Here is a 15,859-nt window from a genome sequence, read left to right as displayed (position 1 = left end):
AAAATGTTAAAGGCTTAAATGGATACCAAAGGTGTACACTGCAAGAGTAGGCAGGGTCATACTGCCATGCCTCCCTGTTTCGGGATCCAAGCCCCTATAAGAGGTGAGCGTAAATAGGTTTTGGCCTTGGAAATAGAGTCTTGTCTCCTTCAACCTTATATGCCGTATGATATTTTTCGGCAGAGAATAAGAAATGTAAAGGTTTTTAAGCCTGATAAAGGAAGCATCCGATACCGGGGCATCCGAATAAGCGATATAATTATTGAAGGCGGTTGATGCTGTACCTGTCGTTGTAAACCGCTGAACATTTGTCGCCTGTCCCGGATACTGCCATCTGTCCAAAACCTCAATGGGCTGGTTTCTCCTTGTGCCAGGCGCAGAACCCCTCGCTAAGCTCCGCAGGTAATTGTACCCGTCCTGTTTTACAAACTGTAATAGGAAACTGAAATTCCAATTCCCGAAAACGATGTCGTTGCTTAATCCTCCATGGAATTTCGGCGTGAAATCCGCTACGACAATCTGATCATCCGGCAAAGAGGTTCCATTGAAAACATGTATACCAGTTTCCATATCTACACCGGTGTACTGGATTAACCTGACGATATTTAAAGGTTTCCCAATAACCAAGCTGTTAGCATAGCTTGATGTCTCCAAGCCCGGGAAATCAAGAAGTTTGTTTTTGTTAACCGTCAGGTTGACCGATGACGACCAGCTGAACTCCGCCTGCTTTACCGCGGTGGCAGAAAGCGTGAATTCCCATCCCATGTTTTGAACCAATGCACCATAATTACGCAAAATGGATGAAAACCCGACCTGATTAGGAAGCCTATAATTGATCAGCTGGCTATCACTACGGTGCCGGAACCAGTTAGCGTTGAAAAAAATGGCATTCTCCAATAGACCGATTTCAAGGCCTGTTTCAAGCTTCCGGTTTCTTTCCCAAGTATAGTCGGCGTTAAACAATCTCGACGGAATGTACCCAACCTGTCCTTCATACTGTGATGGATTGGCCCTGTAATTATCAAGGAACTGATAGTCTCCAATCTGATCATTGCCGGTTATTCCATAACTCGCACGCAGTTTTCCGAAGCTGAGCCATTTGGCCTGTCTTTTAATGAAGTTTTCTTCGCTAAATATCCAGCCCGTGCCGATCGCGCCGAAGTTGGCCACTCGTTTTTCAGGCCCGAACCTGCTGCTGCCATCCCGGCGGCCGGTAATGTTGAGCAGATATTTGTTATTGTAGATATAATTGATTCTACCGAAAAGAGCTTGGTAGCTGTATGTGGTGTGGGAAGTCTCTCCGGTAATGGAATTTGCAAAAGCTACGGCTTCAATTACAGCATCATTCGAAAAGCCATCCGCTACTATGAGATTTGCGTCCAGCACGTCATTTTGCAGTGAGGCCCCTAGAAGGATACTCAATTTGCCGTTGTTCTTGTGTCTTGTATATTCAAGCTGAGGCTCGAATATCCAGCTTTTGTTCGTTGTTTTGGCAAACCTAGAGGATGGTGTCGTGTTGGAATTGGGATCAAGGGACGCCTTGGGGCTTGTATCCATCTGGTTGAACTGGATCACGTTATATCCGCCGGCCAGCTTAAGGGACAGTTCTTCGAGGAACTTATATTGCAAGTTAACATTGCCGCGGAAAACATCGGTTGTTGCACTTGCTTTCTTCTTAAGATAGGTGAGCGGGTTTGAAAAAGCCCCTCCGTTTTCTTCCCAATTCAAGTTTCCATCTTCATCAAATAATGGTGGATTATTCGGTGATATTGTAATGCTATTGGTTAGGTCGTATCCGGGTAATTCGTTTTTGTCGAGACTGTAGTTACCAGCGACAATCGCCGTAAAACGGTTATCTTGCGAAGTGTGCGACAAATTGAAATGTGTTTTCCCTTGTTGATTTTCATAATTTCCCGGATATACAGAGCCCTGTCTATGATAATTTGCACTTACTAGGAATTGCGTATTGGGACTTCCCCCTGACAGACTTGCGTTTGCGTTAGTAAAATGTGCTGTGCCACCGATGAGGAGATCCTGCCAATCGGTATAGCGGGTCGTATCCCACAATACGATGTCCGGTGCATTTGTCGCGGTCGGTTCGACGCCGTCATTGGCAAAGGCCTCTTTTCGCATTGTCAGATACTGCTGCGTGTTAAGTAATTCCAGTCTTCGGGTAACCTGACCTGCGCCATGATAAACGGACGCATCCATCCTTGTTGCTCCCGTTTTTCCTTTTTTGGTTGTGATTAATATTACCCCATTTGCTCCTCTGCTCCCATATACCGCTGTTGCGTCCGCATCTTTTAATATTTCTATGCTTTCTATGTCTAAGGGATTTATATTGCTCATAGGGCTTTGTCCTTGATTAGCCAGTCCCGTCATCCCAGAGGTTATCTGATCATTTGGGTATGGAATACCGTCTATCAAAAACAACGGTTGACTCCCTTGGGAAATGCTGCTTTGACCGCGGATCTGGATATTAAACTTACCTCCCGGATTGCCACTTGACTGCTCCACCGTCATTCCTGGCACCCGTCCGGCCAGCGCAGCCAGCGGATTGCTCACAGCTTGGCGCTCAATATCTTCAGCATTGACCGTTACAACACTGCCCGTGTTGAAGCGTTTGGATACCTTACCATAGCCGATCACTTGCACTTCGTTCATGGAGTTGACATCCTCCTGCAGTTGTATGGAAACAGTGGTTTCTTTATTTAGATCAAAGGTGACTTCTAGCGGCCTAAATCCTACACAACTGATCTGAAGGATACCCGTTTTGGAATTAGTATTCAGATTAAATTCACCGTTCCCGTCAGCTAGAGCTTGCGTGACTCCCTTCTTGATGCGAATAGAAGTACCTGCTATCGGAGAGCCATCTTTAGACGAAGTGACCTTGCCGCTGACACGATGCGCGCTAGGAAGCTGCGCATTAGCGTATGACACGGCAATCCATATTAAAATCGCGGTAAAAATAGGCGGTCTTAGGTTTTGATAGGACAATAGTATTCCCCCACGGCTTTTGCCGTTGTTTTTTTTCATAATAATAGAAGTATCTAGTTAATTAAACTTTTGAGATAGTAACGTATGGCAGTTGCGAGCAATGTTCAGGTTGTTTGCGAACAGCACACAGAATCTTGAGACAACGATCTTACACGGGATATTTGATGATCTGTCTGTATCTTTCTGATGCTAGATCAGAGATAAGGCGATATGAGGTCTGCATAGAATAATTTTTTTTGAATAAAATATCCACATTAAAACGAGATATAACTTCTCTTATACGTACTGTAATATTCCAGTAAAACGCTCTTACTGCGTAAGAAGACGACACTTTTACAACAACAACAAAATACCCGATGCCGATACCAGGGTATGGTACCAACATTTCTTGGTATTTTACCGGCTGCGATGGGTATTTTACTATTTTGAACATCTTCTTTTTTTTCTTAATTTGCAATACAAAATTATTTAAAATGTTCTGTTTAAATAAGTTCCATATGGGAAGTAATACAATCAGAACTGAAACTTTTACAACCTGGGGGTAGCGCAGACTTAATAACGTTTAATATGGAAGATTACAAGACGAAGAATAAAAGCATAGGCAGAAATATTGCTAAGATCAGGAATTTCAAGGGGATCAAACAGGAAGCACTTGCGCATTCGCTCGGAGTAAGCCAACAGGCTGTGTCCCAATTTGAGAAAGAGGTCAATATCTCTGATGAGAAACTGTTAGAAGTAGCGAATGCTTTGGGGGTAACGCCTGAAATAATTAAACACTTCGATGAGGAAAAGATTTTTTACTACATAAACACAGTGACGGCTAATTCTGTCGGCGTAGTAAATGGTGATTACCATAACCATATAAATCCGACCGATAAATTGATAGAAGTTTACGAACGTCTGCTTGCAAGTGAAAAAGAGAAAATTGAATTGTTAAAAAAAATCGAAAACGCAAAATAGGTTGTTACTTTTGTAGTAACAATTAATAGGACTTATGGAAGAGACACCATTTAAACATAAAACGCCAATGGGCCGTAAACTTGCTAAAGCAAGACAACTTAGAGGCATTAGTCAAGAAGAGTTTGGCGAGAAGTTAGAAATGAGCAAATCTGCAGTTTCAAGGCTAGAAAACAGCTATGAAATTGAAGATGAACTCTTAAAACAAGCATGTGAAATACTAGATGTATCTGTTGAAGGGCTTAAAAGTCTCGATGAAGAAGCTGCTCTATATTATACAGTGAATTTTTATGATGAAAGTGCGAAAAACTCGGTTATCAATTCGCCAAATGGGACGCAGAATATTTATCCACTTGAAGAAACAATAAAATTTTTCGAAAAAGAACTTGCCAGAGCAAGAAAGGAGTTCAAAGAAGAACTTGTAAAAAAAAATAAATAGTTATTCCACAACTATTAAAAAATATTGGAGAGCCATTCTGTGGCTAAGAAGCCTTCCTCGAGGATACGTTCAAATCTGCTATTCACCCCTGTGCGAATAGCAGATTTAGAATAAAAAATACTGCTGAATAAAATTCCAAAACCTATTTTTCTTTGTTCTTGATGGCAGTCACCTCAGCTCTGATTTCCTGCGCAAGGGTTTTGATTTCCTGAAGACCTTTTCTTACCCGTGTTCCTGCAGCACTGTTCCCATTTTCAAAAAATTTAGTAGCGTCACTCTCCAATGAGGTTACCAGTTCTTTCAATTTGTTAAAATTTTCCATGTTTTCGTTTTAGCTTAATTTCGATAAAATTACCTTATTTTAGAATGCAACCAAAATAATGCCAATAGACGCCTAGAATCCAAACTGGCTCATAAAATCCGTCCTATATTCCGTTCCTTTCTTAAAACTAATGGTCTAGATGTGGCCTTTCGATTCTGCATTATCTTGGACACCCCGCAGATCACATTAAGAATCATTTCGACAACTGTTGATTGAACATGGTTTCAACATGATGGGAATTCCGCCAAGTCCTGAAAGAAATGAATCGAAACGGATCCCCATCTCCTGTATTCTACACCGATGAGCACCGGACTGCTATGCGGGTGACACTGCCAATACATGAGCTTTTCTTAGAAAAGAAAGATAATAACGACAAAATAGAAATGAATGCAGAAATGAATGCAGACCTTACCTCTAAACAAGAGAAAGTATTTAGATACTTGAAAAATAATCCTACGACCAGTTATCGGCAGATGGCAAAGGATCTTAACATATCTGAATCGACCGTACTAAGATACATCCGTATATTAAGAACGAACAATTTTATCGTTCATGAAGGCCCTAATAAAGGAGGGCAATGGAGGATTCTGAAGGATATGAGGTAATGTCCTGCAAATCCACCTATTCCATTTATAAATTTTGGAAAAATCGGCATCCCCATGTAACCGGAACCACTTTCTTTGAAACCAAAAAACGGCCAGCCGATAATATGCGCAACTAAATCCCTGTTCTGCAGAAATTGGACAAGTGGACAAATTGATCGTTCACCGGGGTCAGATTGCTAAAAATCATATGACATTTTGACCGTACATATGGATAAAAATACTGCCGGTTATATAACGTTGCTAACACTTTTGTTAAATTTCTGTTATGTTACGCAAGCGACGGAATCTTTGCATCCTTTTTGCCATAGACTAGGTATGAAGAAAATCTTAATGGTCCTGAGTTCGCAATCCACCCTGCTGGAGACCAATGAGCCGACAGGCGTTTGGCTGAGTTCATTCACCGACGCCTATTATGAATTTTTTGATACGGGATACGAAGTCACCCTGGCTAGTCCAAAGGGTGGGCATATACCCATTGACCCTACCAGCGAAAAGCTTGAATATTCCACTGCCTCCACATCCCGTTTCCTTGGCGATGGTGTTGTTAAACTAGAGCTGAAGAATACCTGGAAACTGGAAGAAAAACCGGTATCGGACTATGACGCGGTCTTCTATGCGGATGGTCATGGGGCGATGTTCGACCTGGCTCATGATGCTGCTAACGCTGCGCTGGTACTTGCTTTCTTTGAGGCGGAAAAACCTGTTGCCATGGTGGGCCATGGTGCCGCGTCACTGATCTGGGCGGCTGAACTGCACCCGGAGTTGCTGAAAGGACGGCGGTTGACCTGTTTCAGCAATACCGAGGAGGCATTGCTGAAACGGCATCACCACATTCCGTTCGAATTGAAGGATCACCTGAAAGCAATGGGGGCTTTGTATGAAAAGGGCATCGTCCCGTTCACATCATTTGTAGTGATGGATGGGATATTGATTACCGGTCAGAACCCCGCTTCATCACAGAATGTGGCACAGGCAGTTGTCAATGAATTGGAAGGACAGCTCGTTTAGCCTATGGACAATCCTGCACCACTTTCGCATCACAGCCTGCCCGGCCTGTCATTGCGGGTTAACCATAAGGGCACCGATTACTTTTTTAGGGTGATTGAACCCAAACAGATCACCGGTGATTCCACACGCCTGTCGTTACTTTTGAACGGCCAGCCCCTGACCATGCAGCGGCATGGGCAATGCTGGCGATTTGCAGACCCCGCGACAGCGCTGGAAGAAGAGCTGGCACAGGTTATCTGGCGGGTACTGAGCCTGAGATACAGGCTCTGAATCGGTAACAATATCAAAGCCTGACGATGAGGATAATGATAACCACTGTATGTTGTGTCATTCCGGAGTAAATGAGATTGGTTATTTTCAACTAAAAAACCACTACAATACGTAATCAGATTACTGTGCAGTGGTTCAGTTGGTCAATAGATATGACCTAGATCGAAAGTGTTCCATATGACTTATCAGATGTGCATGGAAAACGATGATTAGTCGGCTTTCACTTTTTCTTTTTTGGCTACTTTTTCAGCCTTCGGCTTGATGGCGCTTTTCTTCACACCGGAAGTCAGGATTTTGCTTGCTTTTTTAACTTTCCTTTTGAATTTCTTCTTACCGACACTTGCTTTGATGTCAGAAAATGTACCGTCTAACAGTTCCGCTGCCCAGGTTTTCAATGAAACCTCTTGTACTTTTTTTGTGTCTTTTTTCTCTTTTGCCATAGCTTGAAATGTTAATATGAAATTAATACAAAGTTAACACTAATAAAGGACTGACAATATTAAGTTTTACTTTTGATAATGGATGATAAACTGTGCTTAAAGGGGGCATTATTGAACTATTAAACAACATAAAACATTAAAAAAAGCACTTAACAATTACTTAACCTACAGAAACTTCGCGAAACACCGCTGAATAACGGACGATACACACTGAGGAATCCCGACATCACTTCCTCATTTTTAAACGGTTTTCCGTGGAAACGATAAACCGGGGACCGACGTTCATTTTTTGGATTAAACCGAACAGTGACTAAACAGCAATTCCCGACCGGGGATGTCGGGAATGCATACTAACCAATTATAAACCTAAATTATGATACCGTAAAGATATATCGGATCTACCAAACCTACAATGGGGAGCATACGATTTCATGATTTCTTAATAAGGCAACACGCCAAACTTCTTTCAAGATAACCCTACTCTGTACTTGCCAACGTTTCAGCGATGCCATCCCTGTATTTTGTGGGGGTGAAACCAAAAGCTTTACAGAACTTATCGCTATTGAAAAAATAGTCCCGGTCATTTTGGTATTGCATCTCCTTCAACTCCTTAATCGTCCGGTCAAACAAACCTCCTATAGATAATATAAACGGAGACAGCACCCGGTAGGAACCTTTCTGGTTCTTGATGCTATTTGCCAGTTCAACGAATTGATGACCGCTAAGCCGTTCGGACGAAGTAGGCAGATGCCAGACCTGATTATAGGCACTCTTGGTATTGCCGAGGATTGCCGTAGCCCTGGCGGCATCAGGGATATAGGTAAAAGAATGAATCTTATGGGGATTGGCTTGCCAGTTTGCCTTCTTGCCGTTGGAAACCGCATTCAAAACCAGGATATTCAAAATTCCATTCTTAGATCCGGGCCCGTAAAAATCGGCACTCCGCGCGATCACGGCTTTGAGATTTCTGGTATGTATCGCTTCAAAGATATGCCGGACAACCGCCAAGCGGACGGCACCTTTCTCCGAGGTAGGAACCATCCGGCTGTCTTCGGTCATATTTGGTATAGCCTCCTTATCATACATATACACATTGTCGAAAAAGACCAGTTTGCTGTTGTGATGAATACAGGCATCGACTACATGACGTATAATGACCGGCCACTGTGCTTTCCAGACCCGAAGATCATATTTTAGCCCCACCGTAAGGTACACGATCTCCGAACCTTCTACAGCATCGGATACCGCACGGGAATCCAAAAGGTCCGCAGCAACCAACTCATCATTTCCGTTCACTTGCCGGGGATGTCGCGCTACCAAACGGATTTTTTCAGTGAACTGTTTAAGTTCTTTTGCAAGTAGGTTCCCGATATCACCCCCCGCGCCTAATATAGTTTGCATGGCCATAAGTCTTTACACAATGATAAAGATAATCAACGTATCCTATGGCAGAATGTGTGTTAATTTTTAGTGAATCCTACAGGATTACCATCAGATCGAAGGCGGTCTGAACGGATCAGGACTTTCTCTTTTTGCACGAAAACTTTAATTCCGGCACCAATTTCGGGCATTGGCTCCGAGACGTACCAAAAAATTCCGGCATAAACACGATCCATCCCCATCACCCTTCATTTATTCCGTTGCTTTTTGGACTTGCTCACCAATGCCCGCGCGAAGCACCATAATTAATTCTTTTCAAAAACTTCAAAAAATTAGATTATGGAAGCGAACAGCACAGCACAAGCAATGCACACCGTAGCCGAGGTACAGCTTGTTTACAAAACCAACGTAAAGCCATCCATGAGGCCAAAGGTCAACTCGTCAAGATTAGCCTATCAGGTATTGTTGGAAAGCTGGGATGAAGATCGCATCGAATTTGTCGAGCAGTTCAAGGTCTTGCTGGTCAACACCGCCAATAGGATACTCGGTGTCTGCGAAATCTGCACAGGTGGAGTAGCCGCTACATACGTAGACATCAAGCTCATCATGACAGCAGCACTCAAAGCGAATGCAACGGGTGTGATACTTGCCCACAACCATCCGTCCGGCAACTTGCAGCCCAGCAATGCCGATAAGGAAATCACCAAGAAGATCGTAATGGCTGGGCAGATTTTGGAGATCCGGATACTTGACCACATTATTGTCACGACCGAGGGATATTTTTCGTTTCAGGATGAGGGGTTGCTTTGGCCCCCTTCTTTGCTATAGGATCAGCCTTTGTCTACCAATTTGTTTTGTGAGGCAATACCTGCTAATCAATTCATTCTTTTCTGCATTTGTTCGGGTGTTGGTTTGAAATCCGAAATATCCCTTAGTCTGAAAATTAATGTAAATTCTTTCATTGTTTTAAATTTCAAATTAAATATACCCTAATGATGACCAGGTTTACGGAATGGGACAGGGTTTTTAATTTTTACACATAGCATCCCGACTAATAGCTACTTAAGTAATGAAAACATGAATACCCAATATACTACTTTAGCAATATTTCATCGTAGAATTTATCCATCCAGTTATCTTGAATACATCGATCTCAAAGTTTAAACCGCCTTTTTTTAGGTGCATGACCCTTTGATAAAGATTGGATATGGGACAGTTTGCATTGCTTTTTTGGTAAAAGTTGCTTCGTTTTTTATTACCAATGTTGCGATATTTTGCCCGGACTGTTCTATTTTGGAAAGCATCATCATTCCGCCCGCAAATTCGGCAGCCATACCTTCTACGGCCCAAAACATACTTTTAAAAGGGTTCTGGTTCAGGAAATCGAGTTCCACTGAAGTTTGCATCTCATTATCGCTGAAGCTTTCAAGTCTTACGCCTGCAATCCAGGCAATAGGGATTTGGGAGGTCAACAATTGTTTAAAGGTTTCCCGGTTCATAAAAAATATCTATTTGATTTTTGAATTTGACGATTTAATTTGTTTTTAACATTAAGGCATTAAGATTCGTTAAACCTTCTTATCCTTAATCTATTAATGCTTAAACCGTTCTGCAATTTTCAGGTTTCTATCCAATGCCGAACGGTATTCTGCTTTCAATTGCGTTATCAAATCCGAAACGGTCGGTACAGAATGAATACCGGCACTTCCCTGTCCTGCAGACCAGATGTCTTTCCAGGCTTTTGCATTTTCGTTGCTCAGTTGCGAAAAATCTTCCTGTACTTTTGCGTCAGTATTGACCTGATGTGCTTCAATACTCTTTTTCAGAAAATTGGCATTTACACCCGAAATACTGTCGGTATAGACAATATCATCGATCCCTGAATCAATGACCATCTGCTTGTATTCCTGCCGGGCAAGGGATTCTTTGGTAGCGATAAAACAAGTTCCCATATAGGCAAAATCGGCTCCTATGGTCTGTCCGGCGAGTATATCGTTGCCCGTATTCAGGCTTCCTGCCAGCAATATCGCACCGTTGTAAAAACTTCTGATTTCGGCAACCAATGCAAACGGACTGGCAGTTCCGGCGTGTCCGCCTGCTCCGGCAGATACACAGATAAGTCCGTCCACACCGGCTTCGGCAGCTTTTTCGGCGTGGCGTTTTTTGATGATGTCGTGGAATACAAGTCCGCCATAACTGTGAACGGAATCTACCAGTTCCTTTACCGCACCTAATGAAGTAATCATAATCGGAACTTTGTATTTTTTACATAATTCCAGATCGGGAAGGATACGAGGATTGGTCTTATTGACGATAATGTTTACACCGAATGGGGCGGGTTTAATACCTGTCTGCTGCTCGAATTTCTCCAGCTCGGAAGTGATTTCTTCGAGCATTGCTTCAAACCGTTCGCTTGTTTTGCCATTAAATGCTGGAAAAGTACCCGCAACTCCGTTTTTACAGCATTCGATGACGAGTTTTGTCCCGGAAACCAAAAACATAGGCGAGGCGATAACAGGAAGACTCAGTCTTGATTTTAATTCTTCTACAGTCATAATTTATATGCAGATTATTTTTTTACGGCTTCTTCAATTTCTTCCTGTAGTTTTTGGATTCTGCTTTTCAAATCGTGACCAAGTTTCTTCGGAAAATCCTTGATTTTTTTCAAGTCAAAAGCTAAAAAGACAGAAGAGATTCCTGCCAAAATAAAAGCTGAACCGGTAAGCACAACCAACGAAATCCCGGAGAAAAAAGGATTGGCAATCAGCATAAAAGAAAGAAGAATTCCCAGTACGCTCCAAACCGCCAGATTGCCCCAACGTAAAATGCCTATATCCCTCAAATCAAAGGAGAATCCCAAAAGCTGAAAAGAACGGAACATCAGGACGAATCCCGCCACAAACGGAAGAATAGTTATTGAAATTCCCGGATAGATAATCAGATAAATTCCCATCAGAAAGGATAACAATCCGCTCACCAAATACCAACCCGAACCGCTGATTGACTTTCTGTTGCTAAGGCTGAAAATAATGTCAAATAATCCGGATACTACAAAGGAAATGCTGAACAGTACCGAAAGCGTGACGTAAGTTTCCAAAGGTGCTGTGAAGACATAAATTCCACACACAATTAGAAGAATTCCCAAAATCAACGGGAGATACCAGTACTTCACCGAATTGGTGAATGATTTTAAATAATTTGCCATAATTCAATTGTTTTACACTGCCTACTTTGTGATCCGGTGTTCGGCTTTTCCGCTATTTTTAATAATGTGAATCAATTTATCTTTTACTTAGTCTCCACCTTTCCATCTAACTATACAAAATTCAAAAAAAAGACCTTATATATAGTTTTCATTTTGAGCTTATTAATGTTCAAAAAGACGTTTAATGATAAATCTTTGGCAAGTTTTTTACATATAAAAACTTATGAAATTTCTTTATTAATCTTTCTCCGGTTTTTACGACTTATGATTAGCTTGTTGTTGAAGCCTACTCTGATTCTTAAAAGACGGTATCTTGTCCTGCCGTAATAAATCAACGGTGGAAAAAAATTGTAGTTGTTTTTGTCCACGAGTGTGATGTTGAATTCTTCAGATTCAGCCAAAGATTTAATGATATTGATTCCTGCAAAACCGCCGCCAATGACAATGATTTTTATCGGATCATGTAATTTATTATTTGACATAATTTCATTTTTTGTTTGAATTGATACGTATTAATTACGACTGACTATATAGGCTTTTTGCTTATTTTCTATTCCTTTCAGCGTTAGAAATACAGGATGGAATGTATATATTTCTGTGTTATCTAAATGTTGATGGAAATTATCGGATACCAATACATCTGCCTGGTTTTCTTTACACGCAGCCTGTAAACGCGAGCAGAGGTTTACGACATTTCCGTGATAGGCAATTTCCCTTTTGTAGTTTCCTACCATTGCCACTGAAACTTTCCCCGAATGTAAAGCTGCCCTGAATGCCGGAGATATGCCGTATTTGACTTCGTAATATTGTTTTCTGTTATATAAAAAAACAGTATAGGCGTAGTACAGATCAATGCACTTTTGATAGTCGAAATTTGCGGAAACTCTCCAGGTAATAACGGCTTCATCACCCACAAACTGATAGATTTCTCCGTTATATTTCAAAACGATTTCCGACAAATCCCAAAAGCAGTCCTGTACATATTTACTGAAATTCAGATGTCCCATTTTTTCTGCACACGGAGTGGAATTTTCCATATCCAAAAACATAAATACACGTGTTTCTTCTTTGGGAATGCTATAGGTGTTTTTTATAACATTGAAAAAATAGTTTTCGCCCAGATTACGTCTCAAAAGAATCAGCAGCCCCAGCAGATATTCTGTAGACAACGTATAAATGAAAACGGTATCGGCTACGTTTTTGCGATAAGTGGTGATCAAATCCGTCTGATTTACTTCAAGTGAACTGTCCCTGTCTAAAAACAAAAAGACAAGATAGATCAGTGTAGATAATAGCAGGAAAATCAACAACCTGATTATGGCGGTAAGAGCAATTTTCTTTCTCCGTAACCGGGGATAAACGAATGTATGTAACATTCCCAAAAGTATTCCCAATGGTACAGTAACAAAAAACGATACTTTGTACAGCCATTTTTTTGACAGGTATTCCCTAGGAATATAGATTTCGGATAAACAGTTGTCCGGAACATCGTTGAATTTTATATACAGAAAAAAACTTGTAATCAATATCCAACCGATGGCTATATAAGCAACCTCTTTTAATTTGTGAATAATAAGGTTACGGTCCATTTGTGCCATTTTTTGTTTTTCCGTTAAAAAGCAGATTCAAAAGCGTTTCTGTCGCGATCATTTGGTTTTCTCCGACTCTATTTGGTTCAATTTTCTGAAAAGAATTGAAAACAATATGAAAATAAGCCGTAAGCGAAAAAAGAACAATAAGAAATTCGAAAGGACGGTACCGGATGACCGCTCCTTTTTCTATTGCCGATGAAATTTCCGCCAATAAACTTCCGATATGGATTTGTTTCGCATCAAAATACGTCTTGGAAGCATTATTTTCATTAAACCGGGTAACAGCATAAACATCCAGATAAGGATATTTCTGAAGAATTTCTGAAGATTCATCGATATATCTTTCTACTTTTTCTTTCAAAGACAGGTTTTCTTCGGTTAAATTTCGAAATCTCGGAACAATAAGGCCGTCTGTAATTTCCCGGAAACCCTGATCGATCAGATTGTCTTTTGTCCTGAAATAATAATGAATTGCTGTATGACAGATCTTGGCTTTTTGGGCAATATTCTCTAATGTCAAATCGAATTTTCCTTCTTTTACCAATAATTCCAAAACCGCTTGTTTTATCTGCTCTTCTTTCATTTTTTATTTAAAAAGATTAGTAAAAAGCAAAGTTAAGCAAAACGATTAAATCCGTTGCTATACAATGTTTTATAAAGAAGTAGTCTTTATTTGGAACTCGGTGTCAGATAGGTTTTGGGCTTGAAATGACAAAGTTAAGTTACTAATTCGTTACCGATTAATAGAGGTTCCTTAATAGCTTAAACGGTTATATTTCAGTGTTTTGCACTTATTTTTATATTTCCTTGTAACTCAATGTAAATTAATTTTAAACATTAAACATTTGAGTTATGACGCAGACAAAAAAATCAACGTTCAAACTGCTTTTCTACTTGAAAAAGAACGAACTGAAAAAAAATGGTAATGCTCCAATTATGGCACGTATTACCATTGACGGAACACCTAAAACTTTTGGGACAAAGTTAGAAATTGACCCTAGCAATTGGGATCTAAAATATGGAAGAGTTGAGGGCAAAAGCGCAACAGCTTTAAATATTAATAAAAAGTTGGATAACATACGTGGGCGTATCGACAAAATTTATGAAGATATGCTGAAACACGAGGGCTTTGCTACTTCCCAAAAAGTAAAGCTCTCATTCTTGGGTGTTGGTGTAATGGATGATGCAATTCTAAAAGTCTTTAACGATAAAAATGAGGATTTTAAAAAATTAGTTGACAAGGAAGAACGTTCACAAAGCACCTACAACAAGTACATCACGGTTTATAATCATCTTACCACTTTTATCAAAGAACGCTATCATCGTGATGATATGGCCTTTCGGGAATTGACTGGAGATTTTATTAGGGAATTCGATTTTTATCTTCGGTACGATTTACAATCTACACATAATACGGTTTGGGTTTACACGATGCCCGTACTAAGTCTGGTAGAATTGGCTATAAAAAAAGGTTTGATACGTGATAATCCGTTTCAAGATTATGAAATTAATATGGAAGAAACCGACAGGGGTTATATTCTTAAAGAAGATGTAGAAAAACTGATGATGTGTGCACCGCCCCACCCACGGTATGAGCTTGTGAAAGATCTTTTTATTTTCAGTTGTTTTACCGGACTTGCTTATGCGGATATTAAAAAACTAACAAGGAACAATATTCAGTCTTTCTTCGATGGCCATCAATGGATCATCAGCAGAAGAAAAAAATCAGATATTGCTTCTAATGTTCGATTAATGGAAATCCCAAAACGTATTATAGAAAAATACCTCGGTAGCACTCGTAATGAGTTTATCTTTCCAGTTCCAACTAATGTAACCTGCAATACTCACATTGGCAAATTAATTGAAAAAGCTGAAATTATTACAGAACAAAAAGTAACTTTTCACACCGCAAGACACACATTTGGAACGATGTTTTTGACCGAAGGCGTACCTCTTGAAAGCCTTAGCAAAATGATGGGACATAAAAACATTTCAACTACACAGATTTATGCTAAAATTACCAGCCAAAAGATTAGTAAGGATATGGATTTAGTAGCTCCTAAATTTAAGGAGATTGAAGAAGCGTTTTTACAGGTTATATAGTTAATCACAATTTGATAATTACTAGCAGAACTTAACGGTTCTGCTTTTTTTATGCCCATATTTTATAGCCAAAGCACATTTACTTCGCTCTGCTATTCCCTTTCTGTAAAAGAGCTTTTCGGCTACTTCTGGAACAGAAGATTAAAAAATGTTGCCATCTACGCCTCCCACACAAATACATTTTCTAATCCTCTGCTAGTGTGGCTTTGATAACCCACCGCTTTAAAAAAGTGTTTTAAAAATTCAGCGAATTGGAAGTGTTATTTCAATTCACTGAAAACCATTTCTCAATGCCATCTTCTTGGCTTCCACATTCATTTTATCCAAAGACCCGTATGCTTTTTTGTCCCATTTCAAGAGCAAAGGTATTTCCGTGTTCTTAACGCATCACAAAGGTCAAGCAAGTTTGGAAAATAATCTCCACCCGTTGGGTAGTATTTTTTTCCAAAACCTTGGTGATGCTAAACACGAACCTTTTATGCTCGTGAAACGAAACATAGCATACTCCGGCTCTTTAAACGAATAAAAAAAAATGTCAGAT

19 protein-coding genes are annotated in these 15,859 nt (G+C 40.3%); 7 read left to right on the top strand and 12 right to left on the bottom strand.

Annotated elements, in window-relative coordinates:
• Nucleotides 1-6: 6 nt before the first annotated feature.
• Nucleotides 7-3,036: a SusC/RagA family TonB-linked outer membrane protein gene (locus B4Z90_RS13220; RefSeq protein ID WP_286802455.1), complete on the bottom strand. Its 3,030-nt coding sequence runs from the start codon at nt 3,034-3,036 to the stop codon at nt 7-9.
• A 109-nt stretch (nt 3,037-3,145) separates the two neighbouring features.
• The gene (locus tag B4Z90_RS13215; protein ID WP_286802453.1) at nt 3,146-3,430 is read right to left on the bottom strand and encodes a hypothetical protein; all 285 of its coding nucleotides are present in this window, start codon (nt 3,428-3,430) and stop codon (nt 3,146-3,148) included.
• A gap of 134 nt (nt 3,431-3,564) precedes the next feature.
• Between B4Z90_RS13215 and B4Z90_RS13210 the strand changes: the two genes are divergently transcribed.
• Nucleotides 3,565-3,957, top strand: a complete 393-nt coding sequence (locus B4Z90_RS13210; RefSeq protein WP_349681262.1) for a helix-turn-helix domain-containing protein — start codon at nt 3,565-3,567, stop codon at nt 3,955-3,957.
• A gap of 34 nt (nt 3,958-3,991) precedes the next feature.
• Nucleotides 3,992-4,393, top strand: coding sequence for a helix-turn-helix transcriptional regulator (locus tag B4Z90_RS13205; protein WP_286802451.1), 402 nt, complete (start codon nt 3,992-3,994; stop codon nt 4,391-4,393).
• Nucleotides 4,394-4,535: 142 nt separating this feature from the next.
• Here the strand turns inward: B4Z90_RS13205 and B4Z90_RS13200 are convergent, their stop codons facing one another.
• Complete coding sequence (locus B4Z90_RS13200) at nt 4,536-4,715, bottom strand: histone H1 (protein WP_286802450.1); 180 nt, start codon at nt 4,713-4,715, stop codon at nt 4,536-4,538.
• Nucleotides 4,716-4,975: 260 nt separating this feature from the next.
• Here B4Z90_RS13200 and B4Z90_RS13195 point away from each other — a divergent pair, with 260 nt between their 5' ends.
• From B4Z90_RS13195 to B4Z90_RS13185, 3 genes are all read left to right on the top strand, one after another.
• The gene (locus B4Z90_RS13195; RefSeq protein WP_286802449.1) at nt 4,976-5,320 is read left to right on the top strand and encodes a winged helix-turn-helix domain-containing protein; all 345 of its coding nucleotides are present in this window, start codon (nt 4,976-4,978) and stop codon (nt 5,318-5,320) included.
• 315 nt (nt 5,321-5,635) lie between these two features.
• Entirely contained in the window at nt 5,636-6,328 is a 693-nt protein-coding gene (locus B4Z90_RS13190) for a type 1 glutamine amidotransferase domain-containing protein (protein ID WP_286802448.1), read from the top strand.
• Nucleotides 6,329-6,331: 3 nt separating this feature from the next.
• On the top strand, nt 6,332-6,598 hold the full coding sequence (locus tag B4Z90_RS13185) for a hypothetical protein (RefSeq protein WP_286802447.1): 267 nt from the start codon (nt 6,332-6,334) through the stop codon (nt 6,596-6,598).
• 209 nt (nt 6,599-6,807) lie between these two features.
• Here the strand turns inward: B4Z90_RS13185 and B4Z90_RS13180 are convergent, their stop codons facing one another.
• The 3 genes from B4Z90_RS13180 to B4Z90_RS13170 all read right to left on the bottom strand — a co-directional run bounded on the left by B4Z90_RS13180 (nt 6,808) and on the right by B4Z90_RS13170 (nt 8,660).
• Complete coding sequence (locus tag B4Z90_RS13180; protein WP_286802446.1) at nt 6,808-7,038, bottom strand: hypothetical protein; 231 nt, start codon at nt 7,036-7,038, stop codon at nt 6,808-6,810.
• Between the two features lie 477 nt (nt 7,039-7,515).
• Nucleotides 7,516-8,439, bottom strand: a complete 924-nt coding sequence (locus tag B4Z90_RS13175; RefSeq protein ID WP_286802445.1) for an NAD-dependent epimerase/dehydratase family protein — start codon at nt 8,437-8,439, stop codon at nt 7,516-7,518.
• Between the two features lie 59 nt (nt 8,440-8,498).
• The gene (locus tag B4Z90_RS13170; protein ID WP_286802443.1) at nt 8,499-8,660 is read right to left on the bottom strand and encodes a hypothetical protein; all 162 of its coding nucleotides are present in this window, start codon (nt 8,658-8,660) and stop codon (nt 8,499-8,501) included.
• Nucleotides 8,661-8,757: 97 nt separating this feature from the next.
• On the opposite strand from B4Z90_RS13170, the gene B4Z90_RS13165 reads away from it, so the two are divergent.
• On the top strand, nt 8,758-9,246 hold the full coding sequence (locus tag B4Z90_RS13165; RefSeq protein ID WP_286802441.1) for a JAB domain-containing protein: 489 nt from the start codon (nt 8,758-8,760) through the stop codon (nt 9,244-9,246).
• A gap of 347 nt (nt 9,247-9,593) precedes the next feature.
• Here B4Z90_RS13165 and B4Z90_RS13160 read toward each other — a convergent pair whose 3' ends face one another.
• The 6 genes from B4Z90_RS13160 to B4Z90_RS13135 form a co-directional block, all read right to left on the bottom strand.
• A complete protein-coding gene (locus B4Z90_RS13160) occupies nt 9,594-9,917 on the bottom strand; it encodes a hypothetical protein (protein ID WP_286802440.1) in 324 nt (107 codons plus the stop codon).
• A gap of 93 nt (nt 9,918-10,010) precedes the next feature.
• Nucleotides 10,011-10,973 carry an NAD(P)H-dependent flavin oxidoreductase gene (locus B4Z90_RS13155; protein WP_286802439.1) on the bottom strand — a complete coding sequence of 321 codons (963 nt, stop codon included), beginning with the start codon at nt 10,971-10,973 and terminating at the stop codon, nt 10,011-10,013.
• Between the two features lie 14 nt (nt 10,974-10,987).
• Nucleotides 10,988-11,623, bottom strand: coding sequence for an HdeD family acid-resistance protein (locus B4Z90_RS13150; RefSeq protein WP_286802438.1), 636 nt, complete (start codon nt 11,621-11,623; stop codon nt 10,988-10,990).
• Between the two features lie 221 nt (nt 11,624-11,844).
• Nucleotides 11,845-12,105 (bottom strand): FAD/NAD(P)-binding protein, encoded by a 261-nt coding sequence (locus B4Z90_RS13145; RefSeq protein WP_286802437.1) that lies wholly within the window; start codon nt 12,103-12,105, stop codon nt 11,845-11,847.
• A 30-nt stretch (nt 12,106-12,135) separates the two neighbouring features.
• Nucleotides 12,136-13,221 (bottom strand): adenylate/guanylate cyclase domain-containing protein, encoded by a 1,086-nt coding sequence (locus tag B4Z90_RS13140; protein WP_286802435.1) that lies wholly within the window; start codon nt 13,219-13,221, stop codon nt 12,136-12,138.
• Nucleotides 13,202-13,798: a TetR/AcrR family transcriptional regulator gene (locus tag B4Z90_RS13135; protein ID WP_286802433.1), complete on the bottom strand. Its 597-nt coding sequence runs from the start codon at nt 13,796-13,798 to the stop codon at nt 13,202-13,204. The genes B4Z90_RS13140 and B4Z90_RS13135 overlap by 20 nt, the downstream gene beginning before the upstream one ends.
• 269 nt (nt 13,799-14,067) lie before the next feature.
• Between B4Z90_RS13135 and B4Z90_RS13130 the strand changes: the two genes are divergently transcribed.
• On the top strand, nt 14,068-15,318 hold the full coding sequence (locus tag B4Z90_RS13130; RefSeq protein WP_037438455.1) for a site-specific integrase: 1,251 nt from the start codon (nt 14,068-14,070) through the stop codon (nt 15,316-15,318).
• Nucleotides 15,319-15,859: the final 541 nt, after the last annotated feature.

The sequence above is a fragment of the Sphingobacterium sp. UBA5639 genome (assembly GCF_002421245.1).
GTDB classification, from domain to species: Bacteria; Bacteroidota; Bacteroidia; order Sphingobacteriales; family Sphingobacteriaceae; genus Sphingobacterium; species Sphingobacterium multivorum.
This window is presented reverse-complemented; position numbering and strand designations above follow the sequence as displayed.